This window comes from Sphingosinicella sp. SM1-17 (assembly GCF_056821765.1).
Window position 1 is genome coordinate 2,770,513 of record NZ_JBPDIO010000001.1, and the last position, 13,376, is coordinate 2,783,888.

The 13,376-nt window shown below is 64.4% G+C and carries 13 protein-coding genes and 1 riboswitch; of the genes, 5 read left to right on the forward strand and 8 right to left on the reverse strand.

Annotation, left to right across the window (positions count from 1 at the left end; all coding sequences use genetic code 11):
* The first annotated feature begins 64 nt into the window (after nt 1-64).
* Genes bamA through fabZ form a run of 3 tightly spaced genes read left to right on the forward strand, consistent with a single transcriptional unit; the run spans nt 65 to nt 3,857 of the window.
* Nucleotides 65-2,749, forward strand: coding sequence for an outer membrane protein assembly factor BamA (bamA, locus tag ACRYLT_RS13850; RefSeq protein WP_482664673.1), 2,685 nt, complete (start codon nt 65-67; stop codon nt 2,747-2,749).
* A complete protein-coding gene (locus ACRYLT_RS13855; protein ID WP_482664674.1) occupies nt 2,749-3,369 on the forward strand; it encodes an OmpH family outer membrane protein in 621 nt (206 codons plus the stop codon). The genes bamA and ACRYLT_RS13855 overlap by 1 nt, the downstream gene beginning before the upstream one ends.
* Complete coding sequence (fabZ, locus tag ACRYLT_RS13860; protein ID WP_482664675.1) at nt 3,369-3,857, forward strand: 3-hydroxyacyl-ACP dehydratase FabZ; 489 nt, start codon at nt 3,369-3,371, stop codon at nt 3,855-3,857. The genes ACRYLT_RS13855 and fabZ overlap by 1 nt, the downstream gene beginning before the upstream one ends.
* On the opposite strand, the gene ACRYLT_RS13865 is transcribed toward fabZ, so the two are convergent.
* Genes ACRYLT_RS13865 through ACRYLT_RS13880 form a run of 4 tightly spaced genes read right to left on the reverse strand, consistent with a single transcriptional unit; the run spans nt 3,823 to nt 8,129 of the window.
* Nucleotides 3,823-4,551, reverse strand: coding sequence for an ABC transporter ATP-binding protein (locus tag ACRYLT_RS13865; RefSeq protein ID WP_482664676.1), 729 nt, complete (start codon nt 4,549-4,551; stop codon nt 3,823-3,825). The two genes, fabZ and ACRYLT_RS13865, sit on opposite strands and share 35 nt — an antisense overlap.
* Nucleotides 4,548-5,516, reverse strand: coding sequence for a FecCD family ABC transporter permease (locus ACRYLT_RS13870; protein ID WP_482664677.1), 969 nt, complete (start codon nt 5,514-5,516; stop codon nt 4,548-4,550). Before ACRYLT_RS13870 ends, ACRYLT_RS13865 begins: the two co-directional genes overlap by 4 nt.
* Nucleotides 5,513-6,304 (reverse strand): ABC transporter substrate-binding protein, encoded by a 792-nt coding sequence (locus ACRYLT_RS13875; protein ID WP_482664678.1) that lies wholly within the window; start codon nt 6,302-6,304, stop codon nt 5,513-5,515. Before ACRYLT_RS13875 ends, ACRYLT_RS13870 begins: the two co-directional genes overlap by 4 nt.
* Nucleotides 6,273-8,129 (reverse strand): TonB-dependent receptor plug domain-containing protein, encoded by a 1,857-nt coding sequence (locus tag ACRYLT_RS13880; RefSeq protein ID WP_482664679.1) that lies wholly within the window; start codon nt 8,127-8,129, stop codon nt 6,273-6,275. The genes ACRYLT_RS13875 and ACRYLT_RS13880 overlap by 32 nt, the downstream gene beginning before the upstream one ends.
* 93 nt (nt 8,130-8,222) lie before the next feature.
* Nucleotides 8,223-8,421: riboswitch (cobalamin riboswitch) on the reverse strand.
* A 106-nt stretch (nt 8,422-8,527) separates the two neighbouring features.
* Between ACRYLT_RS13880 and rpmE the strand changes: the two genes are divergently transcribed.
* Together rpmE and ACRYLT_RS13890 are read left to right on the forward strand one after the other, a co-directional pair.
* Entirely contained in the window at nt 8,528-8,758 is a 231-nt protein-coding gene (gene rpmE / locus ACRYLT_RS13885; RefSeq protein ID WP_482664680.1) for a 50S ribosomal protein L31, read from the forward strand.
* 6 nt (nt 8,759-8,764) lie between these two features.
* A complete protein-coding gene (locus tag ACRYLT_RS13890) occupies nt 8,765-9,295 on the forward strand; it encodes a GNAT family N-acetyltransferase (RefSeq protein ID WP_482664681.1) in 531 nt (176 codons plus the stop codon).
* 32 nt (nt 9,296-9,327) lie between these two features.
* On the opposite strand, the gene ACRYLT_RS13895 is transcribed toward ACRYLT_RS13890, so the two are convergent.
* From ACRYLT_RS13895 to ACRYLT_RS13910, 4 genes are all read right to left on the reverse strand, one after another.
* A complete protein-coding gene (locus tag ACRYLT_RS13895; protein ID WP_482664682.1) occupies nt 9,328-10,446 on the reverse strand; it encodes a CaiB/BaiF CoA transferase family protein in 1,119 nt (372 codons plus the stop codon).
* Entirely contained in the window at nt 10,446-11,636 is a 1,191-nt protein-coding gene (locus tag ACRYLT_RS13900) for an acyl-CoA dehydrogenase (protein WP_482664683.1), read from the reverse strand. The genes ACRYLT_RS13895 and ACRYLT_RS13900 overlap by 1 nt, the downstream gene beginning before the upstream one ends.
* A 61-nt stretch (nt 11,637-11,697) precedes the next feature.
* A complete protein-coding gene (locus ACRYLT_RS13905; protein WP_482664684.1) occupies nt 11,698-12,510 on the reverse strand; it encodes a cyanophycinase in 813 nt (270 codons plus the stop codon).
* On the reverse strand, nt 12,507-13,376 hold the full coding sequence (locus ACRYLT_RS13910) for an isoaspartyl peptidase/L-asparaginase family protein (RefSeq protein WP_482664685.1): 870 nt from the start codon (nt 13,374-13,376) through the stop codon (nt 12,507-12,509). Before ACRYLT_RS13910 ends, ACRYLT_RS13905 begins: the two co-directional genes overlap by 4 nt.

Below are 13,376 nucleotides of genomic sequence, written 5' to 3' on the forward strand. Positions count from 1 at the left end.
GGCAGGCGACTGACAGGGAGCATCGCCGGCCAAGTTGCCGGCTCTCAATCAAAGGCGGGGACGCGTGAACGCGAAAGAAGCTTTTCCCAAGGGTAGAAAATTGTGTGCCGCTCTCCTCGTCGGGACGGTGCTCGGTGGCTTTGCGGTTCCCGCCGCAGCCCAGCAGACGCAGGCTCAGGCGCAGCAGCCGCAGGCGACGCCGTCGCCGGCAGTTCCGGAAGCAGCTCCTGCTCAGCCGACGCGGACGATCCGTTCCATCGAGGTCTCCGGTAACCAACGTCTCGAAGCGGAGACGGTGCTATCCTATACCAATTTGCGGGCCGGTGAGCCTTACGACCAGGAGCGGCTCGATCAGGCGCTTCGGGAGCTTTATGCGACCGAGCTGTTCGCTGACGTCCAGATCGCCGGAGCCGATACCGGTGACCTGATCATCCAGGTCCGTGAAAACCCGGTCATCAACCGTATCATCCTCGAAGGCAATCGGCGTCTCAAGGACGACAAGATCGTGCCGGAGATCCGGCTTGCGCCGCGCCAGATCTTCACCCGGTCGCGGGCCCGTGCCGACGTTGCCCGGATCATCGAGCTCTACCGGCGCCAGGGCCGCTATGCCGCTCGAGTCGAGCCTCAGATCGTCCAGCTCGACCAGAACCGGGTCGACGTGGTGTTCGAGATCGACGAGGGCCCGCGTTCCAAGGTGCGCCAGATCAACATCATCGGCAATGAGGAGTTTGGCGACAATCGCCTGATCCAGGAGATGGCCACCCGCGAATCCACCTGGTGGAACATTTTCAGCTCGAACGATACCTACGATCCGGACCGACTGGCTTTCGACCAGCAGGCGCTGCGCCGTTTCTATCTCACGCAAGGCTATGCCGATTTCAGGGTCGTCTCTGCGGTCGCCGAACTCACTCCCGACAGGCGCGATTTCATCATCACCTATGTGGTTGAGGAAGGTGAACGCTACAAGTTCGGCGAAGTCGGCGTAGAAAGCGACATTCGCGACTTCGATCAGCAGGCGCTTCAGCAGCGGCTGCCGATGAGGACGGGCGACTGGTACAATGCCCAGCTCGTCGAGGACACCGTCACCAGCCTGAACGAACTGGCGGGATTGTTCGGCTACGCCTTTGCCGACGTGCGGCCGCAGTTCAACCGAAGCCGTGAAGACCTGACCATGTCGGTGACCTTCCGAGTGGCCGAATCGCCGCGCGTCTATGTCGAACGGATCGACATCAGCGGCAATACCAACACTCGGGACAAGGTGATCCGGCGCGAGTTCCGCCTCGCCGAGGGCGACCCGTTCAACAATGTCCGGGTCCGCCGCTCGCGCGACCGGATCCAGTCACTCGGCTTCTTCCAGGAGAATCTGGAGATCACCCAGGAGCAGGGATCCGCACCCGACCGCATCGTCCTTGGAGTGGCGGTCGAAGAGCGGGCCACGGGTGAACTACAGGTGTCGGCCGGATTCTCCAGCCTCGAGCGCTTCCTCGTTAATCTTTCGATCCGGCAGCGGAACTTCCGCGGCCTCGGCCAGGAACTGAGGGCTGCGGTCAACTACTCCAGCTATTCCAAGTCGATCGAACTGGGCTTCACCGAACCCTATGTCTTCGACCGCAACATCGCACTGGGATTCGACCTCTACCGGCGCGATTTCAACAGCTTCAACTTCTTCGGCAACAATCGCGAAACGACCTACGAGCAGGTCAGCACCGGCGGTCAGATCCGCATGGGTGTGCCGATCACCGAGACGCTGTCGCTCGCGCTGCGCTACGGCCTGGTCTACGATGAAGTTTCGCTCAATCCGTCCATCTACTTCTCCGACCCAGACGGTCCGGGGCCGGAGCCGCTTCAGTGCGATCCACTGCTCGCCGGACGCTATCTTTGCGACGTGATCGGCAACAGGGTGACGTCGTCGGTAGGTTACTCCCTGCTCTACAGCACCCTGAACAATTCTCTTCGGCCGACCAATGGCCATCGCGTTCTGCTGAGCCAGGACTTTGCCGGCCTGGGCGGCGACGTGCGCTATCTTCGGACTCGCGCAAGTGCGGCGAAATACTGGAATGTCTTCAACAATTTCATCTTCTCGCTGAGCCTTGAAGGCGGCTACGTCCAGAGCTTCGAGGACGGTGCGCCGAACGTCGATCCACTTCGACTGACGGACCGATTCTTCCTCGGCAGCCCCCAGATCCGCGGCTTCGACATTCGCGGCGTCGGTCCGCGCATTCAGCGTATTCCTTATACCTTCGAGACCGACACCGCCGGCAATCCGATCAATGTCGCACTCTCGACCGACCGCAACCAGATCGTCGACGACGCGATCGGCGGCCGTGCTTATTATCTGGGGCGCGCCGAACTCGAGATTCCGCTCGGATCGGGCGCCCGTGAGCTTGGGCTTCGGCCTTCCATCTTCGTCGACGTCGGGGCGCTCTGGGGCGTTCGGCAGCCGTCTCTGCTCGACATCGCGCCGGGAAGCCCACTGACCCGCAATCAATGCGCTGCCGCCGATGGTACGGTGACCACCGTTCCGGCCGGCCAGGGCTGCCCCGAAAACACGACACTCACGCGTTTCGGCGTGAGTCCGTTCCGCGAAGTCTTCCTCGGCGACACGCCGAGTCCGCGCGTGTCGGTCGGCTTCGGGGTGAACTGGAACTCGCCATTCGGTCCGTTCAGGATCGATATAGCAAAAGCGCTTATCTCTGAGCCGGGTGACGATACCAAGCTCTTCAGCTTCAACGTAGGGACTGCATTCTAATGAACAGACTGACTTTCGGCGCGGCTACTGCCGCGCTTGCTCTTGCCATTCCCGTTGCCGCCAGCGCGCAGCAGCTTCCGCCGGCGGTCATCGCCGTCGTCGACAGCCAGCAGATCCTGCAGCAGTGCACGGTCTGCCAGGCGGCGAACCAGCAGCTTCAAGCCCAGCGGCAGCAGCTCGAGCAGCGTGCGCAGCAACTTGCGACTCCCCTCCAGACCGAAGAGCAGGCGCTCCAGACGGCGATCAATGCCCTTCCGCAAGGTGGGCAGCCCGACGCGGCGCTTCAGACCCGGGTGCGGAACTTCCAGCAGCAGCAGGAAAATGCCCGCCGTGAGCTGACCACCCGCGAGGAGCAGCTCCGCCGGAACCAGGCCTTCATTCTGCAGCAGATCCAGCAGCGCGTGGCTCCCGCCGTCCAGCAGGTCGCTCAGCAGCGTGGCGCCACCATTGCCATCGAAGCCAGCAGCCTGGCCTGGAATGCTCCGACCGTCGACATCACGTCAGCGGTCGTTGCCATCGTGAATCAGAACACGACGCCGCTCAACGTCAACGCGCCGCCGCCCCAGCAACAGCCGGCCCAGCAGCAGCCCGCCCAGCAGCAGCGTCCGCAGGGCCGCTAATGGCCGATAGCTCCGGCGCCGCCTCATCCGCCAAAGTCAGCATGCCACTGGACGTTCGGCGGGTGATGGCGGCGCTGCCGCACCGATTTCCAATGCTCCTCGTCGACAGAGTCGAGGAGCTCGTCGTCGACGAGAAGATCGTCGCCATCAAGGCGGTGACGATCAACGAGCCCTTCTTTGTCGGGCATTTTCCGGATCGTCCGATCATGCCGGGGGTCCTGATCGTCGAAGCTCTGGCCCAGGCGGCCGGAGTGCTTGCGGTCGAATCGCTCGGGCTCAGCGGATCGGGAAAGCTCGTCTACTTCATGGCGATAGACGGAGCGAAGTTCAGGACTCCGGTCGAGCCCGGGGTCCTTCTTCGACTTGACGTCGAGTTTGTTCAGAAGCGGGCCAGCGTCTGCAAGTTCGCCGGCCGTGCCTATGTCGGTGACAAGCTCGCTGCCGAAGCCAACTTCACGGCAATGATCGCGGATCCGCCATCGTCCTGAAGGCCGGGCGCCATTCGCCTTCCACTCGCTCGATCCCGAACACTTTCGGGATTGCCGGTCCGGCGACAAGGTCTTCCGGCGCTCCATCCGCCGCGATCCTGCCTTCCGCCATCACGATCATCCGGTCGCCATAGCGCACGGCAGCGTCGAGATCGTGCATCGCCACAAGCGCCGACTGCCCGCTCTGGCGGAGCTCCCCCTTGAGCATTTCCATGAGACGGATCTGCCAAAGCGGATCGAGGTTGGCGGCCGGCTCGTCGAGCAGCAACAAGGCCGGCTGCGGCGCCAGCGCTCTTGCGATCAGCACTCGGCTGCGCTCGCCGGTGGACAATTCGTCGACTCGTCGACCGACCACAGGGCGCAGTTCCAGTCGATCGATGGCGGACTCCATCTGTTCAACCGAAGCTCCACCCAGGCCTATGAGGTCGCGCACTTCCAAGGGCCATCGCAACTCCTTCGTCGCAGGCAGAAAGGTGAGGTAGCGAACCCGCTGGGCCGGTCCAAGCGAGCGCGGGTCAATCCCATCCACCCGCACTTCGCCCTGCGCTTCGGTCAACCCGGCAATAGCGTGAAGGAGGCTGGTCTTGCCGCTTCCGTTCGGCCCGACGAGACAGGCAAGCTGCCCCGCCGGCACGTCCAGTGAGACATCGAGCAACCGGCTTCCCAGTGCGATCCGCCTTGCTTCCAGTCTCACGGCCGCAGCCTCCAGCGCATATGAGCCACCATCCACAGAAAGAAGGGGGCACCGAGCAGTGCGGTCACGACACCGATCGGCAATGTTCTCCCGAGCGGGGCAAATCGGGCCATCAGGTCCGCTCCGGTGAGGAGCAAGGCGCCGATCATGGCGGCGGGCAGAATGGCCCGACCGGGATGGCCTCCCGTCAGTCGCCGCGCAAATATGGGCGCGACCAGACCGATGAAGCCGATGGCACCGCAAATCGCTACGCAGGCGCCAACGCCGAAGGCGGTGAGACAGACCACCTGAAGCCGTAGCGAATGGGTATCGTAACCAAGCGATTGGGCGACATCCTCGCCAAGCGCGAGGCTGTCGAGGGGGCGTACAAGCCTCAACAGCAGCGCCATCGTAAGGAGTGCAGGTAGGGCGGCAAAGGCCGTCTGGGCGAGACTGCGATCGACCAGCGAACCCATCAGCCAGTCATAGGCGTCGTAAAAGGCAAAGGGGGAGGGCGCGAGTGCCAGGGCCAAGGTCGTCAGTGCCCCCGCCATGGCGCTGATGGCGAGGCCGGAAAGAAGGAGGGTTGCAGTTTCTGCCCTCGGTCCCGCAAGGGCAAGCAAGAGCGCCAATGCGCCCAGCGCACCGAGAACCGCTCCGACGGAAAGCGCGACCGGGGCCGAAAATCCGAAAATATAGGCGGTCATCACTGCGCCGAGCGCGGCCCCGCTCGTCGTTCCGGTGAGATCGGGCGAAGCGAGGGGATTGGCGAAGAGCGCCTGGATCGCGGCGCCCGAAGCGGCGAGAGTCGCGCCATAGATCAGCGCCAGGCTCGCCCGGGGGAGGCGCAGTTCCACGAGCAGGGCCCAGGCAAGCTCGCGATGCTGCGGAAAGAGCTCCGCCAGTGCGGGCCAGGGCAGCAACAGGGAGAGCAGGAAGGCGGCCGCCGTTCCACCGACGAGCGCGATCGAGACGAACGGCTTCACCGGAAAAGCTCCGCTCGCAGGCGAATTATCTCATCGATCAGAGGTGGTCCCATACAGGTCCAGCGCCGGCCGTCCGTCACGACGCTTCGGGAGCTGCGCACCCGGCGCGCTATGGGATGAGCCAACCATCGTTGCGCTCCGGAATATTGACCCTGGCGATAGTCGCTTCGCAGCAGGACTCGGGGCGGACGGACGATCAGGGCCTCGAGCGACACGCGATCGCCGTTGACCCGTCGCTGCTGCAGGCCGGCAAGAGCCATCCATTGAGACTCCAGTCCATCGGCCGAGACGGTTCGTCCGCCTCCGCCAAGCCAGATCGTATCGAGCCGAGCCGCGGGTGCGGTTGCCTTCAAGGCCGCGATCCGGCGCCGGAGCGCCGCTCCGGCGCCCGGCCGTCCGAGCGCTTCCGCCAAGGTCGAGATACTCTGCTCGACCTCGTCGAGGCTCTGGGCGAAAGGAAGATCGACGGTTCGGATGCCGAGCCTTTCGGCGATTCGCAGTCGATCGCGCCCACCGCCGCCCATCGTCACGATGAGATCCGGCCAGAGCGATGCCACGGAGATCAGACTTCCATCATTGCGATGGTATCGCCGTGCCTGCCGCCAAACCGGCGTTTCCGCCGGATTGTGCGCGAGATGAGTGACGGACAGGATCTGGTCAGGGCTCGCCAGCGCCAACAGCAGCTCGTCGGTGCACAGGTTGAGCGATGCCACCCGCTTCGGCGCACTGGCTTCCGCCGGCGTTGCGAATGCGACGCTAATCGCCAAGAGCGACGCGAAGACCCGCATATACCGTTCGCCCCGCAGTGTTGTAGCCGACGACGTCCTGGTAATCGGCGTCGAACGCATTCTCCATTCGTCCGAACAGCTCCAGTTGCGGCAGCACCCGCCATCCGAGGCTCAGCGATGCCAAGGCATAATCGTCGAGGCGCACATTTGCGGCAGGGAAGAAATCGAAATCCGTGTCCTCCCGAACCCCGACATAGGCCAGGCTTGCGCCCCAGCTGAGTCGCCCGGAACTGCCAAAGGCGAGCAGGTTGGCACTATGTCGCGGTCGCCGGGTTTCCCGGATGAGAGCGCTTCCGGCATTCCGCTGTTCGTCCGCATCGAGGAAGGTGTAGTTGGCCGACAGATTCAGCGCCTGTGAATGACGGTAGCTGCCAGTCAGCTCGAACCCCTCCCGGCGGCTCTTGCCGTCGACATTCTCGGTGCTGGATAGGAAGGTGACGGGATCGAACACATCGACGATCTCGTCGCTCAGCCGGCTTGCGAAGCCGGTAACCCCGAGGCTGAATCGATCGTCTTCCCAGCGAATCCCGAACTCCCAGGATCGAGCGCTTTCCGGCCGAAGGTCCGGATTCCCCACGAACGAACCCGGAAAGAACCCATAAAGATCATAGAAAGAGGGCTGAGCGATGCCCTCGCCATAACCGCCATGCACGGTCCAGCCGGGTGCCGGGCGGATCATCACGGCTGCGCGCAAAGTTGTGGCAGAATCGAAGGCGCTGAAATCGTCGTGCCGAAGCGCCAAGTCGGTAGTCAGCCAATCGGCCCACTCCGCTCGCCAGCTGCCGACGAAGCCGGTGAGATTGCGCGAACGGTCCTGATCGGTGCCGCCGAAATAAGCCGTGTCCCGAGCCCGGAAGTCCTCATTCTCATGGTCGACTGCAACGGTAAGGAGGTGACCGCCAAGTCGGCGTGAAACTTGTCCGCCGAGCGTCAACCGCTCGCCGAAGGTGCTGTTCAGCGGAGCACCGTCGAGGCGGTTGCGATTGGCACTGTCGAGGAAGCTTGCCGCCGCGCGCACAGTCCAGCCGTTCCAGTTCCCGGATGCCCAGCCGCGAACCGCGCCGATCCGGTTCTCCGTCTCGTCGAGCGTGTTGCCGCGAAGGAAGGTGACGGGATCGAAACCGTCATATTCGCTTCGCCCCTCTATCCAATAGCCGACGGCACCGGCTTCGACCGCTCCGGCCCGGTAAACCGCCTTCAAGTTCGCAACGAAATTCTCGAAGCCGTCCCGTTCGATGCCGCTTCCGAAGGAATCGATTCCGTCGCTCCGCTGCCACCCAGCGCCGGCAGAAAGGCCCAGATCACCGCTCGTCAAAGCGTAGCGACCGAAAAGCCGGCTGCTGTCGAGGCTGCCATACTCGCCCAGACCAGCGAAGCCGGAAGAACGGAAGGGGTCAGCGCTTTGGATCGCGACCACGCCTGCCAGGGCTTCGGCACCCCAGAGCGCCGATTGCGGCCCACGAACGACTTCGATCCGTGAAGCCAGGTCGGTGGTCAGAAGTTCGAACCGCGCTTCATTTCCTGCCGCTGGGTCATTGAAGCGGATGCCATCGACGAACAAGGCCGTGTGGTTCGCTTCGGCACCGCGGATCCGGAGCTGAGTCTGAGTGCCGCGCGGTCCCGTCACGGCGACCGAAACGCCGGGGGCGAGCCGAAGCACGTCGCTCGCCGAGGGGAGCGACAAGGCCTGCAAGGTCTCAGTTTCGAACAGGGTTGCGGATACCAGCGCCTCGTCGGCCGCCACGGGCTCGCGTGCGGCGGTGACGATGATCGGCGATCCAGTCTCGATGGCCGCCAATGAAGCGAGTAACAACGTTGCTGACATTCTATCCTCCTGAAACGACACGTTCATGTCGCCTCGGAGGAGCCACGCGGAAGTGCCGAGCGGCGCCACGCACCGCTGGCTGGTCCCGGCCGGGTGCGGACGACAGCGAAGGCAGGTCTCCTGGCTCGCGGCTCCCGGGCCCTCGAAGTCTTCCTTCGTGGATCCTCGTCGCTCCGGCACCCTTTGCGGGTGGGGAGCTCGCCGCTTACAGTTGCGGGCACAGCGCCGGCTTTCCACCGGCTTCCCTTTTCACCACCCCTTGACGGGCGGCACCTTCACGGCGGCTGGCTAGAACCGGGCGGGCAGGCTTGTCAATCACCCGGCCAATCGCTAGATCGCCCGCCTGCCTGTCCAGCAAGGCTGGTCGGAACCAGCCGAATCCATGGAAGATTTCACCGATGAAGACCGGAACGCATCCCGACTACCACATGATCAAGGTGCAGATGACCGACGGCACCGTGTTCGAGACCCGCTCCACCTGGGGCAAGGAAGGCGACACGCTGCAGCTCGACATCGACCCCAAGGTGCATCCGGCCTGGACCGGCGGCCAGACCCGAGTCCTCGACCAGGGTGGCCAGGTGGCCCGCTTTAACAAGCGTTTCGGCGGCCTCACTCTCGGCAAGAAGTAGTCCCGAGTGGCCGACGCTCCGGTCCTGCAGACCGAGCGGCTGACGCTCCGGCCCTTTCGCCCGGACGATCTTGAGGCTCAGGCGGCGGTCTTGGCTGACGCCGATGTCGTGCGCTTCCTCGGCAACTCCCCGCTGACGCGCGAAGAGACCTGGCGCCGGATGATGACTGCTTGCGGCATGTGGTCGATGCTCGGCTACGGCTACTGGGCCGTCGAGCGTCGCGACGATGGCAGCTATGTCGGACAACTGGGCTTTGCCGATTTCAAGCGGGACATCGACCCATCGATCGAGGGCATGCCCGAGATGGGTTGGATCCTGGCGCCGTCGGCGCAGGGCCGTGGCTACTGCACCGAGGCCGCGATGGCAGCCCTGCGCTGGGCGGACGAGACGCTGAAGGCCCGCGAGATCACGGCAATCATCGCACCCGGCAATGCGGCTTCGATCGGCGTTGCGGAGCGCTGCGGCTTCAGTCGTGCTGAAGAGACGCTCTACAGGGACGACCCGATCATCATCTTCAGGCGCCGCGTCGAGTCCTGATGCGCTCTCGCGGCCAGGTGTCGTGACGATGCCTAGATTTCCCCGGCACCGGACGCTCCAAGAGCCGGGCTCGACGTTTCGGCGACCTGCCGGCGCCCATCGATCACGACCGGCGAGGCGACGCCGGGCACGCCGCCGCGCTCGATCCGCATTCCGCGGTGGATCACCTGTGGATCGGCAAAGACCTGCGCCACATCGTTGATCGGCCCCGCCGGCACCCCGGCCGAGGCCAGAACCGGAAGCAACGCCTCGGCCCGATGGACCGCGACCAGCGGCGACAGCGCCGCTTCGAGCGCGGTGCGATTGCGGACTCGATCGGCATTCGTTGAAAAGAGCGGGTCGTCGCCTAGTTCCGGGGCTCCAAGGAGGGTGCAGAGCCGCCGGAACTGCGAGTCATTGCCGACGGCCAGTGTGATATGGCCGTCGCATGTTTCGAACGTCTGATAGGGGGCGATGTTCGGATGCGCGTTGCCGAGGCGGCGAGGGGGTTCGCCCGACACGAGATAATTCATCGCCTGATTGGCGAGGACCGCTACCTGGCAATCCAGCAGCGCCAGATCGATATGGCAGCCAGCCCCCGTCGCCGCGCGGCCCCGCAAGGCCGCAAGCACCGAAACGGCGGCATAGAGGCCGGTGAACAGGTCGGCATAGGCGACTCCGGTTTTCTGCGGCGGACCTCCAGGCTCCCCCGTCAGGTCCATGATCCCGCCCATGCCCTGGATCATGAAGTCGTAGCCGGGACGCGAAGCATAAGGACCGGTCTGGCCGAACCCGGTGATCGAGCAATAGATCAGGCCCGGGTTCAGACTGGCAAGAGTGGGGTAGTCGAGCCCGTACTTGACCAGACCGCCAACCTTGAAATTCTCGATCAGGACATCGGCCTCGCCGGCTAGGGCACGCACCTGCGCCTGCCCCTCCGGGCTTTCGAGATCGATGGCGAGCGAGCTTTTGCCGCGATTGCAGCTGTGGAAATAGGCCGCTGCGCCATCCTCGGCAAAGGGCGGCCCCCAGCTGCGCGTATCGTCACCGGATCCCGGCCGCTCAACCTTGATCACTTCGGCGCCCAGATCGGCGAGCAACTGGCCGGCCCAGGGACCGGCGAGGATTCGCGCCAGCTCGACCACCTTGAGGCCGGCGAGTGGCCTGTCCATCAGAAGGCGGCAATCCCCGTGATCGCCCGACCGAGGATCAGCGCGTGCACGTCATGCGTCCCCTCATAGGTGTTGACCGTCTCCAGGTTCGCGGCGTGGCGCATCACCTGGAACTCGGCGCTGATGCCGTTGCCACCGTGCATGTCGCGCGCGATCCGGGCAATATCGAGCGCCTTCCCGACATTGTTCCGCTTGATCAGGCTGATCGTCTCAGGGACCAGCTCACCCGAGTCCAGCCGCCGTCCCACTCTGAGCGCGGCTTGCAGTCCAAGAGCGATCTCGGTCGCCATGTTGGCGAGCTTGAGCTGGACGAGCTGGGTGCCGGCCAGCGGACGTCCGAACTGCTTGCGCTCGAGCGTATAGCTGCGAGCAGCGTGGAAGCAGGCCTCGGCCGCCCCCATCGCGCCCCAGGCGATCCCGTAGCGAGCGCGATTGAGGCAGCCGAACGGGCCGGCGAGGCCGCTGACATTCGGCAGCAAGTTCGCCTCGGGAACCTCGACTCCTTCCATGACGATCTCGCCCGTGATCGAAGCCCGAAGCGACAGCTTCTCCCGGATCTTGGGCGCTGAAAGGCCCTTCATTCCCTTTTCGAGCACGAAGCCCCTGATCCGGCCGTCATGCTCGTCCGACTTTGCCCAGACGACGAACAGGTCCGCGATCGGGGAGTTGGTGATCCACATCTTCGTGCCGGTCAGCCGATAGCCGCCGTCGATCTTCTCGGCCCGGGTGCGCATCGATCCCGGGTCCGAGCCGGCGTCCGGTTCGGTAAGGCCGAAGCACCCGACCCATTCACCGCTCGCAAGCTTTGGCAGGTATCTCTGCTTCTGCTCTTCGGTTCCGTAGGCATTGATCGGATGCATGACGAGCGAGGACTGCACCGACATGGCCGAACGGTAGCCGCTGTCGACCCTCTCCACGGCTCGAGCGATCAAGCCATAGCTCACATAGTTGAGGCCGGCGCCCCCATATTCGGTCGCGATGGTTGCGCCGAGCAGGCCGAGCTCGCCCATCTCGCTCATGATCTCGCGATCGAACCGCTCCTCAAGATAGGCGCTGGTCACTCGCGGCTGGAGTCTTTCCTGGGCGTAAGCCTCGGCCGTGTCGCGGACCATCCGCTCCTCGTCGGAAAGCTGCGCATCGAGCGCGAAGGGGTCCGCCCAGTCGAAGGGCAGGGGGCGCGGATCAGTCATGAACACCTCTGCGTTGGAATCTGCGGAGGCCTAGCCGCTAGAGGAGCGGGAGGAAAGTGCGCTAGCGGCGGGAGGGTATCGGCGTTCGCTCCCGCAGGTCGAAGCGGTCGCCGGTGCCGAGGACGTGGACTCGAACGTTGTGCATCGACAGCACCCGCTCGGGCTCGGCTTCGGCCAGATTGCAGTGGCTCACCGTCGAGCCATCCACCACATAGACGGCTCCGCTACCGAGAACTTCGAACTCGTTGCCATCGACGATCGCGGCCGTGTCCTCGTCGATTCCGATCCCAAGCACTCGAGGATTATGGGCAACCGCGCCGATCAGTCGCCCGAAGCGGCCGCGCTCGGCGAAATGCTGGTCGATGATCACATCACGAACGAGCCCGAGACCCGGTGCCATATGAAGGTCACCGATGCGGTGGGTTTCCGAACTGGTGCCGCGGACCAGCATCATGTCGCTCATCACCGACGCACCGGCCGATGTGCCCGCGACGAGGCCGCCGCGCTCGTACAGTCGGCGCACCTTCGCCTCGATGCCGCTGTCGCCAATCTGGCTCGTGATTCGAAGTTGATCGCCGCCAGAGAAGAAAATGCCGGCAGCGTCGTCGAGAACGGCAAGCTTGTCGCGATCGCCGGCCTCCGTGCGGTCTTCCACATACAGCTCGACCAGTTCGCCAATTCCCAAGTCGGCGAACGCCTCCTCATATTCGTCGAAATAGCCTTCGGGCTGGTGGCTCGCCACGGTCGCGAGGACCAGTTTGCCGCCATGGAGCCGCCGCGCAACCTCTCGCAATATGTCGCGCTTTCCCCTCGGATCGCGATCCTCTCCACCGCCGATGATGATGAGGCAGCCCTGCCGGCGGGTCTCGTTCATATCTCTTCCTTGCTCAGCCACACCTTGCCGTCCGGTTCATCGCTCGTGGCGATGGCGATCGAAAGGTGAGGGCTGTTGTGCCACCAGCCGATCTTCCCCGTCTTCGTCAGCGCTATGCCGCCGCCGTCACCTCCCATGTGCGGAAGTCGGTCAAGGACGCGCCGCAGAGCCTCCTCCGGTTCGATCTCAGGGAGGTGATGCATGATCTGCGAGGCCGCCGCGATCCGGGCGAGCCCTTCGCCGTCTCCGGTCAATACCACTGCGCCGACATGATTGTCCGCATAATAGCCGCCGCCGGGCAGGGCGCTGTCGCCCATCCGACCGACCGGCTGACCCGTCAGTCCGCCGGTGGAGGTGGCCGCCGCCAGATTGCCTTGTTCATCCAGCGCGACCGCACCGACCGTATCGTGGGCCTCGGCGGCCTCGCGCTTCTTTTCCGTGATGAGATCCTGGTGGCTGCAGATTTCGGCGCCCCGCTCCCGTGCGAACCGAGTGGCGCCTTCACCGGAAATCAGCACCCAATCCTCGTCCAGCAGCATCTTCGCAACGCTCACCGGGTGGCAGACCTCCTTTATGGCTCCCACGGCGCCGACGGCTAGGTCGCTGCCGCGCATGATCCCGGAACACATTTCCACCTGACCGGCCTGGTTCAGCTCGGATCCGCGCCCGGCATTGAACGTCGGATTCCGTTCGAGGACACGCACCGCCGCTTCGACGGCGTCGACGGCGCTCCCGCCTTGTTCGAGTATGCTCTGGGCCGCGGCCAGCGCCTCGAGACATCCCCTGCGATGCGCTTCCTCCTCACCGGCTTCGATCTGCTTGGCTCCGCCATGAACCGCGAGTGCCCAACCTGTCGGCCGCCCCAT

What these genes read in the sequence shown, in the direction of transcription:
- ACRYLT_RS13855 (WP_482664674.1), top strand. Translation starts at nt 2,749, where the DNA reads ATGAACAGACTGACTTTCGGCGCGGCTACTGCCGCGCTTGCTCTTGCC.
- fabZ (WP_482664675.1), top strand. Translation starts at nt 3,369, where the DNA reads ATGGCCGATAGCTCCGGCGCCGCCTCATCCGCCAAAGTCAGCATGCCA.
- ACRYLT_RS13875 (WP_482664678.1), bottom strand. Translation starts at nt 6,304, where the DNA reads ATGCGGGTCTTCGCGTCGCTCTTGGCGATTAGCGTCGCATTCGCAACG.
- ACRYLT_RS13880 (WP_482664679.1), bottom strand. Translation starts at nt 8,129, where the DNA reads ATGTCAGCAACGTTGTTACTCGCTTCATTGGCGGCCATCGAGACTGGA.
- rpmE (WP_482664680.1), top strand. Translation starts at nt 8,528, where the DNA reads ATGAAGACCGGAACGCATCCCGACTACCACATGATCAAGGTGCAGATG.
- ACRYLT_RS13895 (WP_482664682.1), bottom strand. Translation starts at nt 10,446, where the DNA reads ATGGACAGGCCACTCGCCGGCCTCAAGGTGGTCGAGCTGGCGCGAATC.
- ACRYLT_RS13900 (WP_482664683.1), bottom strand. Translation starts at nt 11,636, where the DNA reads ATGACTGATCCGCGCCCCCTGCCCTTCGACTGGGCGGACCCCTTCGCG.
- ACRYLT_RS13905 (WP_482664684.1), bottom strand. Translation starts at nt 12,510, where the DNA reads ATGAACGAGACCCGCCGGCAGGGCTGCCTCATCATCATCGGCGGTGGA.
- ACRYLT_RS13910 (WP_482664685.1), bottom strand. Translation starts at nt 13,376, where the DNA reads ATGGGGCGGCCGACAGGTTGGGCACTCGCGGTTCATGGCGGAGCCAAG.